General features: G+C 72.5%; 12 protein-coding genes. 7 read left to right on the forward strand and 5 right to left on the reverse strand.

Features of this window, described 5'->3' with window-relative positions:
- Positions 1-219: 219 nt before the first annotated feature.
- A complete protein-coding gene (xylA, locus tag ACH4NX_RS36180; protein WP_398130149.1) occupies positions 220-1,383 on the reverse strand; it encodes a xylose isomerase in 1,164 nt (387 codons plus the stop codon).
- A 222-nt stretch (positions 1,384-1,605) separates the two neighbouring features.
- On the opposite strand from xylA, the gene xylB reads away from it, so the two are divergent.
- The 7 genes from xylB to ACH4NX_RS36215 all read left to right on the forward strand — a co-directional run bounded on the left by xylB (position 1,606) and on the right by ACH4NX_RS36215 (position 16,913).
- Entirely contained in the window at positions 1,606-3,051 is a 1,446-nt protein-coding gene (gene xylB, locus ACH4NX_RS36185) for a xylulokinase (protein WP_351393009.1), read from the forward strand.
- 285 nt (positions 3,052-3,336) lie between these two features.
- Entirely contained in the window at positions 3,337-4,545 is a 1,209-nt protein-coding gene (locus ACH4NX_RS36190; RefSeq protein WP_351393006.1) for an ROK family transcriptional regulator, read from the forward strand.
- A gap of 482 nt (positions 4,546-5,027) precedes the next feature.
- Entirely contained in the window at positions 5,028-5,633 is a 606-nt protein-coding gene (locus ACH4NX_RS36195) for an N-acetylmuramoyl-L-alanine amidase (RefSeq protein ID WP_351393004.1), read from the forward strand.
- A 120-nt stretch (positions 5,634-5,753) separates the two neighbouring features.
- Positions 5,754-7,022: a GAF domain-containing protein gene (locus tag ACH4NX_RS36200; RefSeq protein WP_351393000.1), complete on the forward strand. Its 1,269-nt coding sequence runs from the start codon at positions 5,754-5,756 to the stop codon at positions 7,020-7,022.
- A gap of 139 nt (positions 7,023-7,161) precedes the next feature.
- Positions 7,162-8,685 (forward strand): aldehyde dehydrogenase family protein, encoded by a 1,524-nt coding sequence (locus tag ACH4NX_RS36205; RefSeq protein ID WP_351392997.1) that lies wholly within the window; start codon positions 7,162-7,164, stop codon positions 8,683-8,685.
- A 457-nt stretch (positions 8,686-9,142) separates the two neighbouring features.
- Positions 9,143-15,631 carry an SDR family NAD(P)-dependent oxidoreductase gene (locus ACH4NX_RS36210; RefSeq protein ID WP_398130150.1) on the forward strand — a complete coding sequence of 2,163 codons (6,489 nt, stop codon included), beginning with the start codon at positions 9,143-9,145 and terminating at the stop codon, positions 15,629-15,631.
- Positions 15,632-15,677: 46 nt separating this feature from the next.
- Entirely contained in the window at positions 15,678-16,913 is a 1,236-nt protein-coding gene (locus tag ACH4NX_RS36215) for a geranylgeranyl reductase family protein (protein ID WP_351392991.1), read from the forward strand.
- A gap of 125 nt (positions 16,914-17,038) precedes the next feature.
- On the opposite strand, the gene ACH4NX_RS36220 is transcribed toward ACH4NX_RS36215, so the two are convergent.
- The 4 genes from ACH4NX_RS36220 to ACH4NX_RS36235 form a co-directional block, all read right to left on the reverse strand.
- Complete coding sequence (locus tag ACH4NX_RS36220) at positions 17,039-18,115, reverse strand: glutamate dehydrogenase (protein WP_351393617.1); 1,077 nt, start codon at positions 18,113-18,115, stop codon at positions 17,039-17,041.
- A gap of 243 nt (positions 18,116-18,358) precedes the next feature.
- Positions 18,359-19,429 (reverse strand): polyprenyl synthetase family protein, encoded by a 1,071-nt coding sequence (locus tag ACH4NX_RS36225; protein WP_351392989.1) that lies wholly within the window; start codon positions 19,427-19,429, stop codon positions 18,359-18,361.
- A 101-nt stretch (positions 19,430-19,530) separates the two neighbouring features.
- Positions 19,531-21,048 (reverse strand): AarF/UbiB family protein, encoded by a 1,518-nt coding sequence (locus tag ACH4NX_RS36230; RefSeq protein WP_351392987.1) that lies wholly within the window; start codon positions 21,046-21,048, stop codon positions 19,531-19,533.
- Positions 21,049-21,141: 93 nt separating this feature from the next.
- A complete protein-coding gene (locus ACH4NX_RS36235) occupies positions 21,142-21,615 on the reverse strand; it encodes a hypothetical protein (protein WP_398130151.1) in 474 nt (157 codons plus the stop codon).
- Positions 21,616-22,073: the final 458 nt, after the last annotated feature.

Below are 22,073 nucleotides of genomic sequence, written 5' to 3' on the forward strand. Positions count from 1 at the left end.
TACCCGAACGACCGGAGGCGGCTGACGCCCGGTGCCGGCGCGGCTCGGGGACGGCGCGGATGCTGCTGGCGGTCCGGTCCCGTGCGGCAGTCGTCTGCCGGCCGCCGAGCACCGTCCGCCCGGTAGTCGTCGCCGCTGCCGGGCGGCCCGGTGCGTACGGGCTCCGGCCCCGTCCGTGAAGCGGAGGGGGCCGGAGCCCGCGCACAGAGGCCGTACCGCTCAGCGGGCGCCGAGGAGGTGGTCCATGGCCAGCTGGTCGAGGTACTCGAAGGCCATGCCGCGGGCGGCTGCCGCGTCCACGTCGAAGGTGTCGAAGGCCGTCGGGTCGGCCAGCAGAGCCGCGAGACCGTCCTCGGCGGTCGGACGCGCCAGTTCGTCCAGCCGGGACGCGGCGAGTGCCTCCTGCACCCGCGGGTCGGCGCGGAAGGCCGCCGCCCGGTCCTTGAGCATCAGGTAGTTGCGCATGCAGCCCGCCGCCGACGCCCACACTCCGTCGAGGTCCTCGGTCCGCGGCGGCTTGAAGTCGAAGTGGCGCGGTCCCGCGTACCCCGCCCTCTCCAGCAGGTCGACGAGCCAGAACGCCGCCCGCAGATCGCCCGCGCCGAACCGCAGGTCCTGGTCGTACTTGATGCCCGACTGGCCGTTGAGGTCGATGTGGAACAGCTTGCCCGCCCACAGCGCCTGCGCGATGCCGTGGGGGAAGTTCAGCCCCGCCATCTGCTCGTGGCCGACCTCCGGGTTCACGCCGTACAGCTCCGGCCGCTCCAGCCGCTCGATGAACGCCAGCGCGTGGCCCACCGTCGGCAGCAGGATGTCACCGCGCGGCTCGTTCGGCTTGGGCTCGATCGCGAACTTCAGGTCGTAGCCCTGCTCGGTGACGTACTCACCCAGCAGGTCGAAGGCCTCCTTCATCCGGTCCAGCGCGTCCCGCACGTCCTTGGCCGCACCGGACTCCGCGCCCTCCCGGCCGCCCCAGGCGACGTACACACTCGCGCCCAGCTCCACCGCGAGATCGATGTTGCGGATCGTCTTGCGCAGCGCGTACCGGCGCACGTCGCGGTCATTGGCGGTGAACGCGCCGTCCTTGAACACCGGGTGCGTGAACAGGTTCGTCGTCGCCATCGGCACCTTCATGCCCGTCGCGTCCAACGCCTGCCGGAAACGCTTGACGTGCTCCTCGCGCTCGGTGTCGCTCGACCCGAACGGGATCAGGTCGTCGTCGTGGAACGTGACCCCGTACGCGCCCAGCTCGGCCAGACGCCGCACCGACTCCGCCGGGTCCAGCGCGCGCCGGGTGGCATCACCGAAGGGGTCCCGGCCCTGCCAGCCGACCGTCCACAAACCGAACGTGAACCTGTCCTCGGGAGTGGGCTGGTAGTTCATTCCGTGGCTCCTCGCTCGCTGCCGATCACTTGCTGCCGACTATTTCGTCATGGCGCTTTACAAATTAGTATGCACACACGGTCCTGGGAAGGCACAAGGCGACCCCGAAGGAGTGACATCCGGGTCGCGAGGGCCAGAACGACCGCGAAACCCCTGCTCAGCGCAGGTCCGTCCAGATACTTCAGTCAGATCCCGCAGAGCCGCGGAAGAGGGAGAAACCCGATGTCAGCAGCCGAGGGTCCGCTCGTCGTCGGCGTGGACACGTCCACCCAGTCCACCAAGGCGCTGGTCGTCGACGCGGCCACCGGCCGGGTCGTGGCGAGCGGTCAGGCGCCCCACACCGTGTCCACCGGAGCAGGCCGCGAGAGCGATCCGCGCCAGTGGTGGGAAGCGCTGTGCGAGGCCCTGCACCAGTGCGGTGACGCCGCGCGCGAGGCCGCCGCGGTGTCGATCGGCGGGCAGCAGCACGGACTCGTCACGCTGGACGCCCACGGCGACCCGGTGCGCCCGGCCCTGCTGTGGAACGACGTGCGCTCGGCCCCGCAGGCCCGCCGCCTGGTCGAGGAACTGGGCGGCCCCAAGTCCTGGGCGGAGCGCACGGGCAGCGTGCCCAGCGCCTCGTTCACGGTCACCAAGTGGGCCTGGCTGACCGAGCACGAACCGGAGGCGGCTCGCGCGGCGAAGGCCGTACGCCTCCCCCACGACTACCTCACCGAACGCCTCACCGGCGAGGGGACCACCGACCGCGGCGACGCGTCCGGCACCGGCTGGTGGGCGTCCGGCACGGAATCGTACGACGAGGAGACCCTCGCGCGCGTGGGACTCGATCCCGCGTTGCTGCCCCGGGTGGTCCGGCCCGGGGAGGTGGCCGGCACCGTGCGCGACGGCCACGGCCTGCCGTTCGCCAAGGGCACCCTGGTCGCCGCCGGCACCGGTGACAACGCGGCCGCCGCGCTGGGTCTCGGGCTGCGCCCCGGCATGCCGGTGATGAGCCTCGGCACGTCCGGCACCGTGTACGCCGTGTCGCAGCACCGCGCCGCCGATCCGACCGGCACGGTGGCGGGCTTCGCCGACGCCCGTGGCGACTGGCTGCCGCTGGCCTGCACCCTCAACTGCACGCTCGCCGTCGACCGCGTCGCGGCCCTGCTGGGACTGGACCGGGAAGCCGTCGAACCGGGCACCGACGTCACGCTCCTGCCCTACCTGGACGGCGAACGCACGCCGAACCTGCCGCACTCCTCCGGCCTCCTGTACGGCCTGCGCCACGACACGACCGCGGGCCAGCTGCTCCAGGCCGCGTACGACGGCGCCGTCCACTCGCTGCTCGGCGCCCTCGACCTGGTCCTCGACGCCGACGCGGACCCGTCCGCACCACTGCTGCTGATCGGCGGCGGCGCCCGCGGAGCTGCCTGGCAGCAGACCGTACGACGGCTGTCGGGGCGCCCTGTCCAGATCCCCGAGGCCAGGGAGCTGGTCGCCCTCGGCGCCGCGGCGCAGGCGGCCGGCCTGCTGACCGGCGAGGACGCGGCGGCGGTCGCCCGGCGCTGGAACACGGCCGCCGGACCGGTACTCGACGCCGTGGAGCGGGACGAGGCGACACTGACCAGGATCACCGGGGTACTCTCCGACGCGGCACCGCTGCTGGAACCGAACGCGGACTCCCGCTGAGGACGCGCTCACCCCGGCGACGCCACCGACGGGCACCTGCGCGGGCTGTTCCATCGGGACACCCCGGCACGGAGGCCTCGTCGGGGGCGCGTCGGTGTGAACGGCGACCGATGCGCACACTGCCGGAGGGCGGGACCGTGGACCACGACCACGCTCACCGGCGGAGTGCGGCACCGATGGACGTCCCCGGCTGTCTTCCTGAGGGCGCCCTCGACCGCCGGGCGCCGACGGGATACGTGGCCGAGGCACGGACCGACCGAAGACCGACCAAGGACTGACGGAGGCATGACCGCACCGCCGCACGACGCACACCCGGCCCGCCCCGGACGCGCGCTGCCGGACACCCAGCAGGGCATGCGCCGCCGCAATCTCGCACGGGTGATGCACACCGTCAGCGCCGAGGGGCCGCTGTCCCGGGCAGCCGTCGCCTCACGGATCGGGCTGACGCGTGCGGCGGTGTCGACCCTCGTCGACGAGCTCATCCGCTCGGGGCTGCTGGACGAGCTGGGGCCCGAGCGTCCCGGCCGGGTGGGGCGGCCCGGGTCGGCGCTCGCCGTCAGCGCGCGGGGCCCGGCCGGCATCGGGGCGGAGGTCGGCGTCGATCACCTCGCGGTCTGCGCGGTCGACCTGCGAGGCCGGCTGCGGTCGCGTGTCGTGCGGCACGGCAGCAACCGGGGCCGCTCGCTCGAGCGTGTGACCGAGCAGCTCACCGGTCTGGTACGGCAGGTCGTCTCGGAGGCGAAGGCCGAGGGCCTGTGGCCGGCCGGCCTCGCGGTCGCCGTACCGGGCCTCGTGGCGCGGGACGCCCGTACCGTCGTGCGCGCTCCGAACCTGGACTGGCACGACGCGGATCTGGGCGCGCGGCTGCCCGCGGACCTGCCGCTGACCGTGGACAACGAGGCCAACTTCGGCGCGCTCGCCGAGCTCTGGCTGGGTGACGGCACTCCACGGGACTTCCTGCATGTCTCGGCCGAGATCGGTATCGGCGCGGCCGTGGTCGTCGACGGGCGGCTGCTGCGCGGTACCCGGGGGTTCGCCGGCGAGTTGGGTCACGTGCCGGTCAGCCCCGACGGGCCTGAGTGCGCGTGCGGCGGGCGAGGCTGCCTGGAGCAGTACGCCGGTGAGAAGGCGGTACTGCGCGCGGCCGGCGTGGAGGCGGGCGAGGATCGTGTGGGGCTGCTCGCGGGGCGTGCCGCGCAGGGCGACGAGGCCGTGCGGCGGGCGCTGCGCGAGGCGGGCACGGCGCTCGGCATCGCGCTGACCGGGGCGGTCAACCTGCTCGACCCCGAGAGCGTGGTGCTGGGCGGAGCACTGGCCGGACTCGCACCGTGGCTGCTGCCGTCGCTGCGGGACGAACTGGCTCGCCGCACGGCGGGCCCGGCCTGCCCGGTCGCCGTGTCGGAGCTGGGCTCCGAGGGGCCCCTGCTCGGCGCCGCGCACTCGGTCGTACGGGCCGTCCTGGACGACCCCGCGATGGTGGCGGAGCGGTCTTGATCCCGGTCAGGTGACGGTTACGGAGCCGAGCCCGGACCCGGTCCCGGGCCGGACACGGAGCGAACCCGAAGCCGTCCCCGCGCCGGACACGGAGCAGACCCGAACCCGGACCCCGGGCCGGACACGGAACAAACCCGAACCCGAACCCGCGCCGGACACGAAGCAGACCATCCCCGACCCCGTGACGGCCGCGGGGGCCGAGCCGGCCGACCGCACCCGTCAGGAGATGCCTCGACTGCCTTCGGTCCACGCCCTCGCCACTCGATCGAGTGAGCGCGGTGTCCACAGGGCGGTGGCTGTCCACGGAACGGCGCGGCGCCCTTCTGCGCAATCCCCGTTCGCCGTACGGTGATTCGCGCGGACGCTCCTCGCCCGGCAGCCGGCGAACGTCCGCGTCAGCGTTCTCCTTCTCAGCCACGCGCACAGCTGAGCTCCCCCCACACACGGGGCCCGAGGGCCCCACCGACGAAAGGGCAGTCCTCATGGAAAGGGAAAGGACAGTACCGGCTCCTACCAGGCGACGGCTCCTGAAGGGCGCCGCGCTCGCCACCGTCCCGTATGCCTTGTTCTCCGGCACACGGGCCGCCGCACGGCCCCGGGCCGTCGACTACCCCTCCGCCGAGTGGCAGCCGGCGACTACGTCCAACTACAGCCGGTCGAGCCGTCCCACGGCCTATTCCGTCGACCGCGTGGTCGTCCACGTCACGCAGGAGACGTACGCCGACACCCTCTCCATCTTCCGCAACCCGGAGAAGCAGGTGTCCGCGCACTATGTCGTCCGGTCCTCCGACGGGCACGTGGCGCAGTGTGTCCGTGAGGCGGACATCGCCTGGCACGCCGGGAACTGGGACTACAACACCCGCAGCATCGGAATCGAACACGAGGGCTGGGTGGACCGACCCGAATACTTCACCAACGCCCTGTACGAGCAGTCTGCCCGGCTCACCGCGACGATCTGCGCCACCTACGGCATCCCCAAGGACCGCACACACATCATCGCGCACCACGAGGTACCGGGCAGCGACCACACGGACCCGGGACCCCTGTGGGACTGGACCCGCTACATCAGAATGGTCAACTTCGCCTGACCGTCACCGTGCCCCGGGTCTCGGGAGATCCGGCTCGTCGAAGAGGTTGTCCGCGCCTGTCCGCCAAGTGACGATGTCCCCGTCGCACCACCGACAGCAGCACCGTCCGGGGAGGCCGAGTTGCCTGATTCATGGCTGGCTCTGGAACCGGGGGCCGACCCCGTCGAACGCGCGCGGACGCTACGGCGCGCGCACGAGACGTTCACCGAGGCCGGAACGGTCCCGCGCCCCGTGCGGGCCGTGGTGGCGGAATCCTGGCGGCGCTCGGCCCGGGCAGGCGTCGGCCCGGACGGCACCGCGAGCGTGGAACTCACGGAGGGCGACCTCGGCGCCTACCGGGCCGAGCATCCACTGGCACGGGTGATGCCTCTGGTCCGCGAGCTCCTGGGCACGTTCGCCGCGGACGGCGAGCACCTGCTCGCGGTCTGCGACGCGCACGGCAGACTGCTGTGGGTCGAGGGGCATCCGGCCACCCGGCGCCGGGCGGGGCGGATGAACTTCGTGCCGGGTGCCCGGTGGGCGGAGTCCGCGGTCGGGACGAACGCGCCGGGGACGGCGGTGGCCGTGGGCCGGCCGGTCCAGGTCTTCGCGGCCGAGCACTTCATACGACGGGTCCAGCCGTGGACGTGCGCGGCGGCTCCGGTGCACGATCCCCGCACCGGGCGGGTGCTCGGTGCCGTGGACATCACCGGCGGGGATCGTCTGGCGCATCCGCACAGTCTGGGCTTCGTCCAGGCGGTCGCGCGTGCCGCCGAGTCGCAACTGGCACTGTTCACCCCGCGGCGTTCCCCGGCCGAGGTGGCCGAGGTGGCCGAGCTGACCGCGCTGGGCCGTGACGAGGCCCTGCTGAGCGCGGACGGCCGCCGAGTCCGGCTGAGCCGGCGGCACAGTGAGATCGTCGTGCTGCTGGCCCATCACCCGGAGGGCCTGACCGGCGACGAGTTGCTGTGCGCGCTGTACGAGGACGAGACGGTGCCGCCCGTGACCCTGCGTGCCGAACTGGCGCGGCTGCGCGGGGTGCTGGGGCCCGGCCGGCTGGAATCCCGACCGTACCGGCTCGCGATGCCCGTCGAGTCGGACGCCGCCGTCATGGAGCGTCGTCTGCGGGCCGGTACGGTGACGGGGGCCGCGGCGGCCTACCCCGGTCCGCTGCTGCCCGGCTCCCGGGCTCCGGCAGTGGTACGGCTCCGGCGGCGGCTCGCCGACGGGCTGCGCGCCGCACTGATCGCCTGCCACGATCCCGACCTGCTGGCCGACTGGGTGCACGCGCCGTGGGGCGAGGACGACCTCGACGTGTGGCGCGCACTGGCCTCGGCCCGGCCCACGCCCGCGGTCCGGTCCCGGCTCGCCGCGCTGGAGTCCGAGCTGAGGGCGCCAAGCGCCCGGTGACTGCCCATCGGCGCGGACCGGTCCCGGCCTACCGGTGGATGACCGCCGTACGTGCAACGTCTGCGCAACGTCCTGCTCCCTAGCCTGCCGCTCGAGGCTGTCCAACGACGGGCGGCACTCGACGAGGGAGGCAGACAGGATGACCCGTTACGCGGCGCCCGGCACCGAGGGCGCGATCGTCTCCTACCAGTCGCGCTACGACCACTTCATCGGCGGCGAGTACGTGCGGCCGGCGCGCGGACAGTATTTCGAGAACCCGTCACCGGTGAACGGTCAGCCGTTCACGGAGGTCGCGCGCGGTACGGCGGAGGACGTGGAGCGGGCGCTCGACGCGGCGCACGAGGCCGCCCCGGGCTGGGGCCGCACATCGGTGACCGAGCGTTCCGGCGTCCTGCTGAAGATCGCCGAGCGCATGGAGGCCAACCTGGAGCGACTGGCGGTCGCCGAGAGCTGGGAGAACGGAAAGCCGGTGCGCGAGACGCTCGCGGCCGACATCCCGCTCGCCATCGACCATTTCCGCTACTTCGCGGGCGCGATCCGCGCTCAGGAGGGCTCGCTCGGCGAGGTCGACGACGACACCGTCGCGTACCACTTCCACGAACCGCTGGGCGTGGTCGCGCAGATCATCCCGTGGAACTTCCCGATCCTGATGGCCACCTGGAAGCTGGCCCCGGCTCTCGCCGCCGGCAACGCCGTGGTCCTGAAGCCCGCCGAGCAGACCCCGGCCTCCATCCACTACTGGCTGAGCCTGGTCGCGGACCTGCTGCCGCCCGGCGTCCTGAACGTCGTCAACGGCTTCGGAGCGGAGGCGGGCAAGCCGCTCGCGTCCAGCCCGCGGGTGGCGAAGGTCGCGTTCACCGGGGAGACCACGACCGGGCGGCTGATCATGCAGTACGCCTCGGAGAACATCAAGCCGGTCACGCTGGAGCTGGGAGGCAAGTCACCGAACATCTTCTTCGACGATGTCTGGGCGCGGGACGACGACTTCCGCGACAAGGCACTCGAGGGCTTCACGATGTTCGCGCTCAACCAGGGCGAGGTGTGCACCTGCCCGTCCCGGGCTCTGGTCCAGCGCGGCACATACGCCGAGTTCATGGAGGCCGCCGTCGCCCGCACCGAGCTGATCAAGCCGGGTCACCCTCTCGACACCGACACGATGCTCGGCGCGCAGGCGTCCAACGACCAGTTGGAGAAGATCCTCTCCTACCTGGACATCGGCCGGCAGGAGGGCGCCAAGGTGCTCACCGGCGGTGAACGCATCGAGCACGGCGGCGAGCTGAAGGGGGGGTACTACGTCCAACCGACGATCTTCGAGGGTCACAACCGCATGCGGATCTTCCAGGAGGAGATCTTCGGCCCGGTCGTGTCGGTCACGTCCTTCAGCGACTTCGACGACGCGATCAAGACGGCCAACGACACCCTGTACGGTCTCGGCGCCGGTGTGTGGACCCGCGACATGAACACCGCCTACCGCGCGGGCCGCGCCATCCAGGCGGGGCGTGTCTGGACGAACTGCTATCACGCCTACCCGGCGCATGCCGCCTTCGGCGGCTACAAGCAGTCGGGGATCGGCCGGGAGAACCACAAGATGATGCTGGAGCACTACCAGCAGACGAAGAACCTCCTGGTGTCCTACTCACCGAAGAAGCTGGGCTTCTTCTAGACACCGCTCACGGGCGCCTGACCTGGCTTTCCACCCGTCGGGCGCCCTCCGTCGCCGGGGCGGACGGCGACGCGGTCGCCCCGCGCCTGCCGTCGGAGTCGGAGCCGTCTTCCTCAGCGGCCATGGGACGGGCCGTGGCCTGTTCGTGTGCGGTGCCCGGATGCTCTGTTGGACCGGCCGGCCCGGTGACGTGTTCGGCCCTCTGCCGGCGCGGTCCGGGCCTTCCCCGTCCGCCCCGACCGAACACCTTCCAGCAGGTCACCCGAGCGGCTGAACCTGGCGTGTTGGGGCGTTGGTGATTCCGGACGTGCAACCGCCCGAAAGCCATGCGCCCTTGGGCTCCCCCCAGCCATGTGCCGATGCAACCCGTGTCGCATGTTCGATGCGAGGCGCGGCGCGGAGTGCTCCGGAAACCGGCCGCGGCCCCGGCTTCTTCGTGGTGAAGGACGGACAGCCCATGCATGTGCAACCCGGCGTCGAGGAGCCAGGAGCGGTTCGGGACGAACCGGTCGCGGTCGTCGGAGCCGCCTGTCGGTTCCCCGGTGAGGTGCGCTCTCTCACCTCATTGTGGCGGTTGCTGATGGCGCGTCGGGACGCGGCGCGGGAAGTACCCCGTGAGCGGTGGGCGCAGGCGGAACTGGCCGGCCTTCCCGCCCAGGTCGCGGAGAGACTGCGCTACGGCTGCTTCCTGGAGGACGACGTCTACGCCTACGAGCCGGAGTTCTTCGGGATCAACGCGCAGGAAGCGCCCTGGGTGGATCCGGAGCACCGGTTGCTGTCCGAAGTGGTATGGGAGGCCATCGAGCACGCCGGCATTCCCGCCGGGCGGCTGTCGGGCACGCCGACGGGCATGTTCTTCGGTATCTACCAGAAGGACTACATGCTGCGGGTGCAGCGACCTCTTGAAGAGGTCAACGCCTACGCGATGTACACCGGCTTCGACAGCATCGGCCCCGGCCGCGTGGGGTTCATGCTGAACCTCCGGGGTCCTCAGGTCGTCGTGGAAAGCGCCTGCGCGTCCGGACTGGTCGCCGTGCACACCGCCTGCCAGAGCCTGCGGGCCGGCGAGTCGGATGTCGCCCTGGCCGGGGCCGCCATGCTGACTCTGGGCCCCGAGGGCGTCATCGCCCCCGCGCTGTGGGGCGTGTTCTCCCCCACCGGCCGCTGCCACGCCTTCGATGCCGCCGCCGACGGCTACGTACGCGGAGAGGGCTGCGGCGTGGTCGTACTCAAGCGTCTTTCGGACGCGGTACGGGACAAGGATCGCGTACTGGCGGTACTGCGCGGCACGGCGGTCAACCAGAACGGCCGGGGCACACGGCTGAGCGCTCCCTCGGAGCCGGCACAGATCGATCTCTACCGTCTGGCACTGGAGCGCGCCGGCGTCGAGGCCGGTGACGTCGGCATGGTGGAGGCGCACGGCCCGGGCACGGCGGTGGGCGACCCCATCGAGTTCGCGGCGGTGGCCGCGGTCTACGGCAAGGGCCGGGACCGGTGCGCGCTCGGTTCGGTGAAGACGAACATCGGCCACACCGAGCCGGTGTCCGGCGTAGCGGGGCTGCTGAAGGCGATCGCCTCCCTGCGGCACGGCACGGTGCCGGCCAGTCTGCACTTCCGCGACTGGAATCCGCAGATCGATCCCGGCGGCACGCGGCTGTTCGTGCCCACCGAGAGCACCGAGTGGCCGGTGCGGGGCCGTACGCGGCTGGCCGCCGTGTCGTCCTTCGGCATCAGCGGCACCAACGTCCACGTCGTGCTGGAGCAGCCTCCCGCTTCCTTGCCCGCCCGGCGCGCGGCCCCTTCGGTTCCCGTCGGCGGTTCCGGCCCGGGCCGGGGTGACGACGCGTTGCGGGTGTTCCCGTTGTCGGCGGGCACGCCGGTGGCCCTGCGGTCCGCGGCCGGGCGCCTGGCCCGGTGGCTGAGGGCGGAGGGATCGCGCGTACCGCTCGGCGACGTGGCGCACACCCTTGCCGTGCGGCGCTCGCCCGCCCGGGAACGTGCCGCCGTCGTCGCCGCCGACCGGTCGGAACTGACGGCACGGCTGGAGGAACTGGCGGCGGGGGCCGCGCCACCCGCCGGGGTGGCGACCGGCAGGGCGGTACAGGACGCCGGACAGGGCGTGGTGTGGGTCTTCTCCGGGCATGGCTCGCAGTGGGCGGGAATGTGCCGGCAACTCCTCGACCGGGACCGGCGGTTCACCCGGGTCATCGACGAACTCGAACCGCTGGTCGCCGCGGAGTCCGGCTTCTCCCTGCGCCGGACCCTGTCCCGCCCCGAGGTGGTGACCGGGTTCGACCGGGTGCAGCCGGTGATCTTCGCCGTCCAGTTGGGGCTGGCGGCGATGTGGCGGTCCCACGGTGTGGAGCCGACGGCCGTGATCGGCCACTCCATGGGCGAGGTGGCCGCCGCGGTCGCCTCGGGGGCGCTCGGTGTCCGGCAGGGAGTGCGGGTCATCTGCCGGCGGTCGCGGCTGATCCTGCGGGCCGCCGGGCAGGGGCTGATGGCCTCGGTCGCGCTGGGGCGTGCCGAGGTCGAACGGCTGCTGGCGGAGCAGGACGTGCGGGGGGTCTGCGTCGCGGTCGTCGCATCGCCGGAGAACACGGTGATCGGCGGGGACGCCGACCGCGTCCGCCGGCTCGCCGAGGAGTGGGACGCGCGCGGCGTCGGCGTCCGCGTGGTCGAGGTGGACGTCGCCTCGCACACCGCCCACATGGACGCCATCCTGCCCGACCTCGCCGACGCCCTCGCCGACGTCACCGGCGGGCCGCCAGTGGCGGCCTTCTACAGCACCGTCAGCGACGACCCGCGCGAGCACGCCGCTTTCGACGCCGCCTACTGGTCGGGCAATCTCCGCCGTGAGGTGCGCTTCGCCGACGCGGTACGGGCCGCGGCCGAGGACGGGCACCGGCTGTTCGTGGAGATCGGTCCGCATCCGGTACTGGCCCACCCGGTGCAGGCCACGCTCAGCGCCCACGGTCACAGCGGCACCGCGGTCGTGCCGTCCCTGCTCCGCGACACCGACGACGCGCTGGCGTTCCACACCCACGTGGCGGCGCTGCACTGCGCCGGCCACCCGCTGGACTGGGCCGGCCGCTACGGCGACGGCGCCCTGGCCGACGTACCGCCGACCACCTGGGAGCGCACGCGGTACGTCGTCGAACCCTCCCCGCTGCGGCAGTCGGCCGGGGCACACTCCGTGCCCGGCACGCACCCGCTGACCGGGCCGCACACCGCGGACCCGGACGGTGAGGGCCGCCATCTGTGGCAGACCCGCGTCGCCCCCACCACCCTGCCCTGGCTGGACGCGCACCGTGTCAACGATGTCGCGGTGGTGCCCGGCGCCGCTCTGTGCGAGATGGCCGTCGCTGCCGCCGCCGACCTGTTCGACGCCGGTGCGGAGCGTCTGCGGGTCACCGGCATCGACCTGGAACGGCTGCTGCTGCCGGCCGCCGACGGCACGCCGGTCACCGCCACCGCCGAGGCGGCCGGCCCGGACACCGCGCGCTGGCGCCTGCTCAGCACCGCTTCCGACGGCACCTCCGTCCAGCACGCACAGGCGTATCTGCACGTCACGCCCGAAGGCGGACCCGTCCCGCAGGGCACCGATCCGCAGCGACTGCCGGCGAAGTACCCGGATGCCGTGGACGCGTCGGACGTCTACCGGCAGATGCGCGAAGAGCGGGGTGTGCACCACGGCCCGCCGTTCCTCGGCCTGGAGTCCCTGCACGCCGACGGGGCCCCGGCGGACCGTGCGGGCGCCCGCCTCCTGGCCCGTCTTCGGGTACCCGACGAAGGCCGGGCCGGAGCGCGGTCTCTGCACTGCCATCCCGTCGCCCTGGACACGTGCCTGCAGGCCGTCGCGGGTGCCGTACTGCGTACCGGCACGGTGCCCACCGGTGGCATCCTGCCCCGGCACATCGAGGAGCTACGGCTGTACGGGACGGTGCCGCTGAGCGGGTACTGCCTGGTCACTCTCACGGGGGTGGAGGGCGACCGGTACACGGCGGACTTCCGGCTGTGGGCCGACGACGGGTCGGTGGCCGCAGACGCCACCGGAGTGGAGTTCCGGCACGTTCCCGCCGAGAGCGCCCAGGAGCGCTTCGCCGCCCGTCTGCTCCAGGCCTCCTGGGAGCCCGGTGAGAGCCCGGCGACGAGCGCGGCGACCGGTACCTGGACCCTCCTGGCCGAAGCCGGACGTGAGTCGTACGCGAGCGACCTGGCCGCGGCTCTTCAGGAGCAGGGCACCACCGTGGACGTCCGGGCGCTCGCCCGGGACGGAGCCCACGAGGACGGCACCGCACCGGTGGGGCCGCCCGGGCCCGGCGATCCGGCACCCCAGGCAGTGGTGTACCTGCCGGCGTCCGGCACGGGATCCGACCGTGTGTCTCCCGACCACCGGGCGCGGGAGCAGGTCGCCCGCCTGGTGGAGACGGCGCGTGCGCTCGCACGGACCGCGGAGGGCGAGAAGGCGCCACGTCTGTGGACCCTCACCGCCACCGCGCAGCGGGTCACGCCCGGGGACCGGCCGGACCTGGGACAGGCCGGTCTGCGCGGGCTGGTCCGTGTCCTGAGCTACGAACACCCCGAACTGCGCCCCAGCGTGCTGGACGTCGACGGGCGGACGCCGGTCGCCGAGGTGGCACGGGAGCTGCTGTCCTGCCCCGACGAGGAGGACGAGATCGCCTACCGGCTGGGGACACGCCACCTGGCCCGGTTGTGCGGCGCGCCGCTGGACGAACGCGAGCGCCGTCGCACCACCGTCGACCGCGGGCACGACCGGGTGGCACTGCACCTCGCGCGCCCCGGCGACCTGGACTCCTTCGAGTTCGTCGCCCAGTCCCGGCACCGGCCCGGTCCGGGCGAGGTCGAGGTCCGGGTCGAGGCCACCAGTGTCAACTTCATCAACGTGCTCCAGACCATGGGCGTCTACCAGCGCTTCGGTGTGGGCGACGAGCGCCCGGAGGTCAGCGCGTTCGACGGTGCGGGCGTCGTCACCTCCGTCGGCGACGGCGTCGAGGGCGTACGGGAGGGCGACCGGGTCGCCGCGATGTTCGTGGAGGGGAGCCAGACGACCGTCATGTCCTCCTTCGCGACCGTCCGCGCCGACTGCCTCCTGCCGGTGCCGGACGAGGTGCGGACGCGGGACGCCGCCGGCCTGCCGTGCGCCTACCTGACCGCCTGGTACGCCCTGCGGCACCTGGCGCGGCTGAGGCCGGGAGAGAAGGTGCTCATCCACTCGGCGAGCGGCGGCACCGGTCTGGCCGCGCTGAACCTCGCGCGGTCCCGCGGCGCGGAGGTCTGGGCGACCGCGGGCAGCGAGGCCAAGCGGGCCTACCTGCGCGGCCTGGGCGTCGCGCACGTCATGGACTCCCGCACGCTGGACTTCGCCGACCGGGTGCGCGACCTCACCGGGGGCCGGGGCGTCGACGTCGTGCTCAACTCCCTCACCGGACCGGCGCAGTCCGCCGGTCTCGGCCTGCTGGCGCACCGGGGCCGGTTCCTCGAACTCGGCAAGCGGGACATCTACGCCAACACCCGGCTGGGGCTGCTGCCCTTCCGCCGCAACGTCACCTTCGCCGCCGTCGACGTGCTGATGATGATGCAGCAGGACCCGGGCCTGCTCGCCGAGGGTTACCGGGAACTCGGCGGCCTGCTCGCGGACGGCACCCTGCCGCTGCTGCCGGTCACCGAATACCCTGTCACCGAGGCGTCGTCGGCGTTCCACACCATGGCATCCGCCCGGCACACCGGCAAACTCGTCCTCACCTGGCCCGCCGAGGGCACCGGCACCCTGCCCGTGCGACCGGAGGACGTCCCCGTCGTCCGGCCCGACGCGAGCTACCTGGTCACCGGCGGCCTCGGCGGACTGGGACTCCTGGTCGCCCGGTGGCTGGCCGGGCGGGGTGCGGCGGCCGTCGTACTCACCTCCCGCGGCGCCCCTTCTCCAGCCGCCCGAACCGCCCTCGACGCCATCGCCGCCGATTTCGGCACGCGCGTCGAGGTCGTGTGCGGGGACCTCGCCGAGCCGGGCGTGGCCGAGACCCTGGTGCGAGCCGCCCTGGAGACGGGTCACCCGCTGCGCGGCGTCGTCCATGCCGCGGCCGTCGTCGAGGACGCCACCGTCGCCAATCTCTCCCCCGGTCTCCTGGAGGAGGTCTGGCGCCCCAAGGCGACCGGTGCCTGGCTCCTCCACCACGCCACGGTCGGCCAGGAACTGGACTGGTGGGTCGGCTTCTCCTCCGCCGCGTCCCTGCTGGGCAATCCCGGGCAGGGCGCCTACGCGGCCGCCAACGCCTGGCTGGACGAGTTCACCTCCTGGCGCCGGGCCCAGGGCCTGTCGACGACCTGCGTCAACTGGGGGCCGTGGGCAGAGGTCGGCCGCGGCGCGGGGATGGAGGACCGCGGCTATGCCATGATCACGCCCGCGGAGGGCATCGCCGCTCTGGAGCGCATCCTCTCCCACGACCGCGAACGCACCGCCTACACGCCCGTCGACCTGTCGCGGTGGCTGGATTCCTACCCCGCAACCGGCCGCACCGCCTTCTTCGCCGGGCTGGCCGCCCCGGCGGCGGGCGCGGACACCGCCGACGCCCGCGGCGCCCTGCTCCGGTCGCTGCGGGAGACGGACAGTCCCGAGCAGCGTCAGCAGCTGCTGCGGTGCCGGGTCGTCGAGCACATCGCCGCGGTCCTGCGGCTGGAGACCGGCCGGTTCGACGCCGACACGTCCCTGGTGACGCTCGGTCTGGACTCGCTCATGGCCCTCGCCCTGCGCAGCCGCCTGCAGAGTGACCTCGCCCTGGACATCCCCACCACGGTGATGTGGACCCATCCGACGGCCTCCGCGCTCACCCGCTACCTACTGGGCCGTCTCCACCCCGACCAGGGGCAGGACGACGCGTGTTCCCAGGCGGCGCCGGCCGTCAACGGGTCGGCCGGCACCGGCTGACGCTTCCCCACCCGCCCGTTTCACCCGACCTCGAGGTGACCACCGTATGCCTCCTCCTTCCCCTCCCACTCCCACCCGCACACCCGGCACCTGGGACGTGATCGTCGTCGGTGCCGGCCCGGCCGGTGCCACCGCCGCCCGCGTGGCCAGCGAGAACGGCTGCGAAACACTGCTGCTGGAACGCGCGGCCATCCCCCGCTACAAGACCTGCGGCGGCGGCCTCATCGGCGCGTCCCTGGCCGCCCTGCCTCCCGGCCTGCCCCTGAACATCTACGACACGGCCCGGCAGTTCACCTTCAGTCTCAACGGCCGCAGACAGCGCACCCTCACGTCCGGTTCCCCGACCATTTCCATGGTCTACCGCAGCGAGCTCGACGCGGCCCTGACCGAAGCCGCCGCCGCGGCGGGCACCGAGGTCAGGGACAGCACCGCGCTGACCGTCCTGGACCAGCAGGGCGGCACCGTCACCGTGAAGACCAACCGGGGCGACACTCTCCGCGCCCGGGCCGTCATCGGCGCGGACGGCAGCGCCAGCAGGGTCGCCCGGTACGTGGGAGTGCAGTGCGCGCAGGTCGATCTCGCGCTGGAGGCCGAAGTACCGGTCGACGAACGGACGGCCGACCGATGGCGGGGCCGTCTCCTGATGGAGTGGGGGCCACTGCCGGGCTCCTTCGGCTGGGTCTTTCCCAAGGGTGACGTCTGCACCGCCGGAGTGGTGGCCGCCCGTGGCAACCCGGCCGCCCTCCGCGCGTACAAGGACGACTTCCTCAAACGCCATGGGCTGCTCGGCCCCCGCCCCTTCCACGACACCGGCCACCTGACCCGGTGCCGCCGCCCGGGCTCCCCGCTGGCCCGCGGGCGCGTCCTGGTCGCCGGCGACGCCGCGGCTCTCGTCGACCACTGGTCACGCGAGGGCATCTCGTACGCCCTGTGCTCGGGGAGCCTCGCGGGTCACGCCGCCGTCCGCCTCGTCACCGCGGCCGACGAGGCGGAGGCGGACAGCACCGCCGACGACTACGGACGGCAGGTCGACGACGTCCTCGGCGCTGAAATGCGCGCCAGTGGCACGCTGATGGAGCTCTTCGCACGCAACCCCGGTCTCGTTCACACGGCGCTGACCCGCCTGCCACCGGCCTGGCACCGTCTCGACGCCTACGTCTCCGGCCGCACCAGCGTCGCCGGGATCATGACCACGCCGTTGGCGCGCACCGCCACCGCCTTGGCCACCCGGCTCCCGCCGGGGCCCGCGAGAACGCCCTCGGACAGCCCGCCCGCGTCCTGAGCCGCGTCCTGCCCCGGCTCGTCGTTCGCGGTCCGCTGCCCGACGGGCGGACGGGCGGACGGGCGGACGGGCGGACGGGCGGACGGGCGGACGGGCGGACGGGGCGGGGCGTCCCGCCCGATCGCTCAGAAGGCGAGTTCGTTCCACCACCACGCGATGGACGGCAGCCGCCGCGGGTCCTGTCGGCTGGTGCGGGGGGTGCCGGTCCAGTGGCTGGTGTCCGTCTGGGCGGGGATGCGGGCCCGCGAGATGGCGGCGACGCCGTCCGGGCTGTGGTAGCGGGGGGCCCGCAGTGCCCATTCGATGTTGCCGCGGATTCCGTGCCCGAGGTCGGTCAGGTAGTGGCGCAGGGGGCCGCTGGCGCGTGGGAGGACCCGGTCGCGCAGCCCGAGGAACCGTTCCAGCACGGCGTCACGCAGGGCGACGGCCTCATCGACGGCTTGGTGCGGGGAGTAGCGGTGATGGGCTACGAGGACGTTGACGATGTTCTGCTGGGTCTGCCGGCGTCCGGTCTCCCGGATGTGCGAGTGATGGTCGTTGTCCAGTGAGGCCACCATCATGGCCATCTCGGTCAGGGCGCGGACCGCGGGTGAGTCCATCTCGCGGTCCGGTACGTCGATGTTGTTGGCGATTTCGAGCATGGCGTAGGTGGGTCCGCCGCCGGCCGCGTGCAGGCGCATGCTCAGATAGTCGTCGAGGTCGGGCATGCGGCTGGTGGCCCGGTTCCCGATCTGCCACTGGACGCCGGTGAGCCAGGCCCGGTGGGCGTGCTGGAAGCGGCGGTTCTGTACGGGGCCGGCCGCTGTGCGGAAGAGTTCCCCGATCTCGTGCACGGCGGCGGCGTAGGGGTCGGCGCAGTGCAGACGGCCCGGCACCTCCAGCGCGCGCTGTACGGAGAAGGCCATGGTGGCGAAGGCGGCGGGGTCGGCGGCGAAGGGCCCTTCGTCGCAGCGGGCGTCGTCGAAGGCGAAGCCCCAGTAGACCCAGCAGGCCGCGACCCACAGCCGGTCGGGATCGGCGTGCGGGGCGAAACGGGCGTAGAAGTCGGCGCTGCGGGTGCCGGCGTACCGGGCGCGTTCGTCCTCGGATCGGCACAGGCCGCTGCGGTCGATCCACGCCAGAGCGCGCCGCTCGACCTCCTCGGCGTCGGGGTGGATGGCGGATTCGATGGGGCAGTAGAAGGGCGGGGGGTCGACGGCCATACCGGCCACGGGTTCTCCTCTCAGGTGGCACACATGGCCCACGAGGCACACGCGGCACGTACGGCACACGCGGCACGTACGGCACCCCGTGCGCATGAGGTGCGCGCGGGGTGCGCCGGGCAGACGGGGCACGTGGGGCACATGGGTACAGCGGTGTGCGGGAGCGCAGCCGTGTGCATGGGGCAGTCGGGGCGGAGTGCAGTCGTGTGCAGGGGGTGATCGTCGGGCCTGGTCAGGGCCTGGTCAGGCGGTCCGGATGGTGGCGCGGTGTGCGATCTGCCGCAGCGCGGCGGCGATCGGCGGCGCGAGCAGGTCGGTGTCGAGGGCGGCCAGCGCCCTCTCGTACCGTTCGGTGATCATGGACTCGACGGTGTCCCGGGCACCGGTGTGCCGCAGGATGCGCCGGACGCGCGCGCAGTCCTCTTCGCCGAGGTCGGCCCGGCCGACCTGCGCGTCGAGTGTCCTGCGCTGCTCGGGCGTCGCCCGCCGGGTGGCGACAGCCATGAGGACCGTGGCCTTGCCCGAGCGGAGGTCCTCGAGGACCGGCTTGCCGGTCAGGGCGGGGTCGCCGAAGACGCCGAGGAGGTCGTCCCGCAGCTGAAAGGCCTCTCCGAGAGGAAGTGCGTAGGCGGAGCACAGGTCGAGCAGGTCCCGGTCGGTGCCGGCTAGGGCGACGCCCAGATGCAGGGGCCGTTCGATCGTGTACTTGGCGGTCTTCAGGCGTGCGATGGCCATCGCCTCGTCGATGTCACCGGTGGGCCGTCCGGCAGCCAGCAGGTCCAGGTGCTGGCCCATCAGTACCTCGCCGCGCATGGCGTCGAGCAGCGGCAGCACGGTCTGCCGTTGCCGGGTGCTGAGCTGGGCCGAGTTCATCAGGGCGTCCGAGCAGACCAGGGCGAGGTCGCCGAGGAGGAGCGCGGCGTGGACGCCGAAGGCGTCGGCGTCCGGCCCGGCCCGTCGGCGGGCCGCGAAGGCCCGGTGCGCGCTGGGGCGGCCCCGGCGGGTGGGGCTGTTGTCGATGATGTCGTCGTGGATCAGGGCGAAGGCGTGGAAGACCTCCAGGCTCGCCGCCATCCGCCACAGTCCTTCCTCGTCTTCGCCGCCGCCGGCCGCGTGCCACCCCAGGACGCACAACAGGGGCCGGATGCGTTTGCCGGGTGCGAGGACGAAGTCGGTCAGGGCCCGGGTCAGTTCGCCGGCCCGGCTCCGGGGAGGGATGCCCGCCGGTGGATGGCGCAGGAACTCGGCGAGGACGGTGTCGACACGCTCGCGGAGGGCGTCGAGGTCGAGCGTGGGGGCCAGGTCGGTGCTCACGCGGTTACCTCCCTTCGGGGGGTCCTGCGGTCGGGAGTGGGGGTCGGCAGGGAGGACGTGGGAGGACTGGGACGGGGCCGGGGCCGGTGGGGACGCACGGGTCACCGGTCCTTCGTGTAGTGGTTCCAGAGCATGGCGGTGGCGAGCGCGAACGACATGTCCGCGGCGCCTTTGCCCAGGCCGGTGGAGCGTCGGTCCGAGCGGGACCCGTGGAGGTTCATGCGCATGGTCAGGTCCCGGTTGGTCAGGTCCTTGGTGAGTCCCCGCAGTTGCTGGGGCGCGGCGGCTCCGGCGGTGATCACTTCCAGGGCCGTCCGGACCGCCTGCTGAGGGGAGAGGGACTCCTTGACCAGTTCGGTGACGATGCCCACCAGTTCCTCGGAGAAGACGTCGATGAGGGAGAGTTCCGGGCACAGGTGCCGGATGGACCCCTCGATGTTGGCGAAGGACTTGCCCAGGATGGAGACCATGGGGCTGGTACGGATGCCACGGCGGGTGGAGTGCTGCAGCACGGCGGTGAGGGTCACCCCGAAGTTGAGTTCCTCCAGGGAGGCCGTGGCGATCTGCGGGACCAGCGAGGCCATGTCCCCCGCGAACGCGGAGGTGTTCGCCCACGAGGTGGCGCTGCCCATGTCGATCCAGGCCCGTGCCGTGCCCGCTCCGTCGTTCATCGCCAGGTTGAGCAACAACAGCAGGATGCTGGTGCTCATCGGCCGGTCGATGCGTCCGACCATGCCCCAGTCGATCACGGTGGCGGGATGTCCGGGCGCGACGAAGATGTTGCCCGGGTGCGGGTCCGCGTGGAAGATGCGGTCCACGAAGTAGCCCCGGTACATGAAAGCCAGCAGGTCCTGCCCGATGGCCTTGCGCTCCTCGGGGTCGAACCGGTCCTTGTCCGCCTCCCGGATCGGCGTCCCGGGAGCGAGGCTCTGCACCAGGACCCGCCCGGTGGCTTCGACCACCTCGGGGACCTGGACGTGGTCGAAGTCCTCCGCCACCTTGGCCGCCTCGGTCATGTTCCGGGCTTCCATCACGAAGTCGAGTTCTGGCCGCATCGCGTCGAAGACCACGTTGAGCATGGCCTCGATGTCGATGACGTCGTTGAAGCGCCAGGCCCGTCGGGCGGCGAAGTGGGACAGGGAGCCCATGAGCTTCATGTCCGCCTCCACCGTCTCGCGCACGCCGGGCCGCTGGATCTTCACGGCGACCGGCCGACCGCTCGGCAGCTGGGCCCGGTACACCTGGGCCAGGGACGCCGTGCCCAAGGGGTGCTGGGTGTCGAAGTCGCGGAACCGCCCGGCCCAGCCCGCCCCCAGCTCCTGCCGGAGCACCGGCTCGAAGTCGCTGAAAGGGGCGGGCGAGGCCGCGTCCTGCAGCCTCTCGAACTCGTCGATCATCTCGGGGGTCACGATGTCGGGCCGGGTGGCCAGCATCTGACCGACCTTCACGTAGAACGGTCCGAGACTCTCCAACGCGCGGCGGACGTTGCGGGCACGTCGTACGGCCCGGGCGTCCCCTCCGTCCGTCGCCCGGGCCGTGGGCAGGCCCGCGAGCGCCGCCTCCTGGCGGACGAGGTGGGTGAGTGCCCGCATCAGCACACGCCCCCGGCCCGCGCTCATCGCTCGTGCTCCCGTTCCGGGCCGCTTCCTCCGTGCCCGGCCCGGCCGAGAAGCGGCCGGGCCGGGCACGGTGAACGGCGGACCGGCACTGGGTCAGCGCGCATCGCGGATACGGTCGATGCGATCGGCCAGCCGCGCCAGCTCACCCTTCAGGGATTCCGCGTCCTCCGCCCCCCGGGCCCGCGGCACCCTCCCCCGCTCCCCCGGACGGTCCTCCTCGCGCCAGCGCCTGTCCATCCGCCCCCGCAGCAGCTCCAGCTGGTCCTTCAGCGCCGTTAGCTCGTCCGGGTCTTCATAGGGCTCCCCCTCGTCCGGTCCGAGCCGGCGGCGGGGCCCGTCACTTCGGCGCCGGCCGGGTCCGCGCCGGCGCCGACGGTCACCGTGACCGTCCCAGTCGTCATCGTCGTGGTCGTCCCGGTCTCGGTCTCGGTCTCGGTCTCGGTCGCAGTTTCGGTCTCGGTCGTCGTGACCGCGGTGGTCGTCGTAGTCGTCGTCATCCAGCGCCCGACTCACCGATCTCCGCAGACCGCATTCGAAATCTCCCGCCCTGTCCAGGGCATCGTCCACGAGATCCTCCGTGGAACGCACAATATTACGCAATGCGTGACTGAATGACGTACGAGAATGGCGACGGGACATGTAGCGAACCCTTTCCGGGACAGAGAGGAGGGAAATCACTCGACGCAGGCTCAGCGAAAAGGCGGAGCGGAGTCGCACCCTCCTGTACAGGATCACAGGTCACTTTCTTCCTGCTTTCTCCATTCTGGCCCACAAGCTCAGAGGGAAACGCCTTCCCTGCCGGATTCATTCAATTGAGTGAAGCGGCTTCTCGGCGAGTTCTGTACAAGTAGCCTGCGAGTCGCCTGCGAGTTCCGTGCGCCGTCGCACGCCGGATACCAAGGGGAGCGCGCAACGAACGCCGACCGGCACCCGTATCCGCTATCTACATATCACCGCACCGGGTTCAGGAGTGCGGCTCCACTCCACCAGTAAAACGAAGAGAACACACAGCAGCCCTACAAGAA

The sequence above is a fragment of the Streptomyces sp. NPDC017225 genome (genome assembly GCF_044331465.1).
GTDB lineage: Bacteria > Actinomycetota > Actinomycetes > Streptomycetales > Streptomycetaceae > Streptomyces.

Coding starts and splice junctions, on each gene's coding strand:
- xylA (WP_398130149.1), bottom strand. CDS start 1,383: ATGAACTACCAGCCCACTCCCGAGGACAGGTTCACGTTCGGTTTGTGG.
- xylB (WP_351393009.1), top strand. CDS start 1,606: ATGTCAGCAGCCGAGGGTCCGCTCGTCGTCGGCGTGGACACGTCCACC.
- ACH4NX_RS36190 (WP_351393006.1), top strand. CDS start 3,337: ATGACCGCACCGCCGCACGACGCACACCCGGCCCGCCCCGGACGCGCG.
- ACH4NX_RS36195 (WP_351393004.1), top strand. CDS start 5,028: ATGGAAAGGGAAAGGACAGTACCGGCTCCTACCAGGCGACGGCTCCTG.
- ACH4NX_RS36205 (WP_351392997.1), top strand. CDS start 7,162: ATGACCCGTTACGCGGCGCCCGGCACCGAGGGCGCGATCGTCTCCTAC.
- ACH4NX_RS36210 (WP_398130150.1), top strand. CDS start 9,143: ATGCATGTGCAACCCGGCGTCGAGGAGCCAGGAGCGGTTCGGGACGAA.
- ACH4NX_RS36215 (WP_351392991.1), top strand. CDS start 15,678: ATGCCTCCTCCTTCCCCTCCCACTCCCACCCGCACACCCGGCACCTGG.
- ACH4NX_RS36220 (WP_351393617.1), bottom strand. CDS start 18,115: ATGGCCGTCGACCCCCCGCCCTTCTACTGCCCCATCGAATCCGCCATC.
- ACH4NX_RS36230 (WP_351392987.1), bottom strand. CDS start 21,048: ATGAGCGCGGGCCGGGGGCGTGTGCTGATGCGGGCACTCACCCACCTC.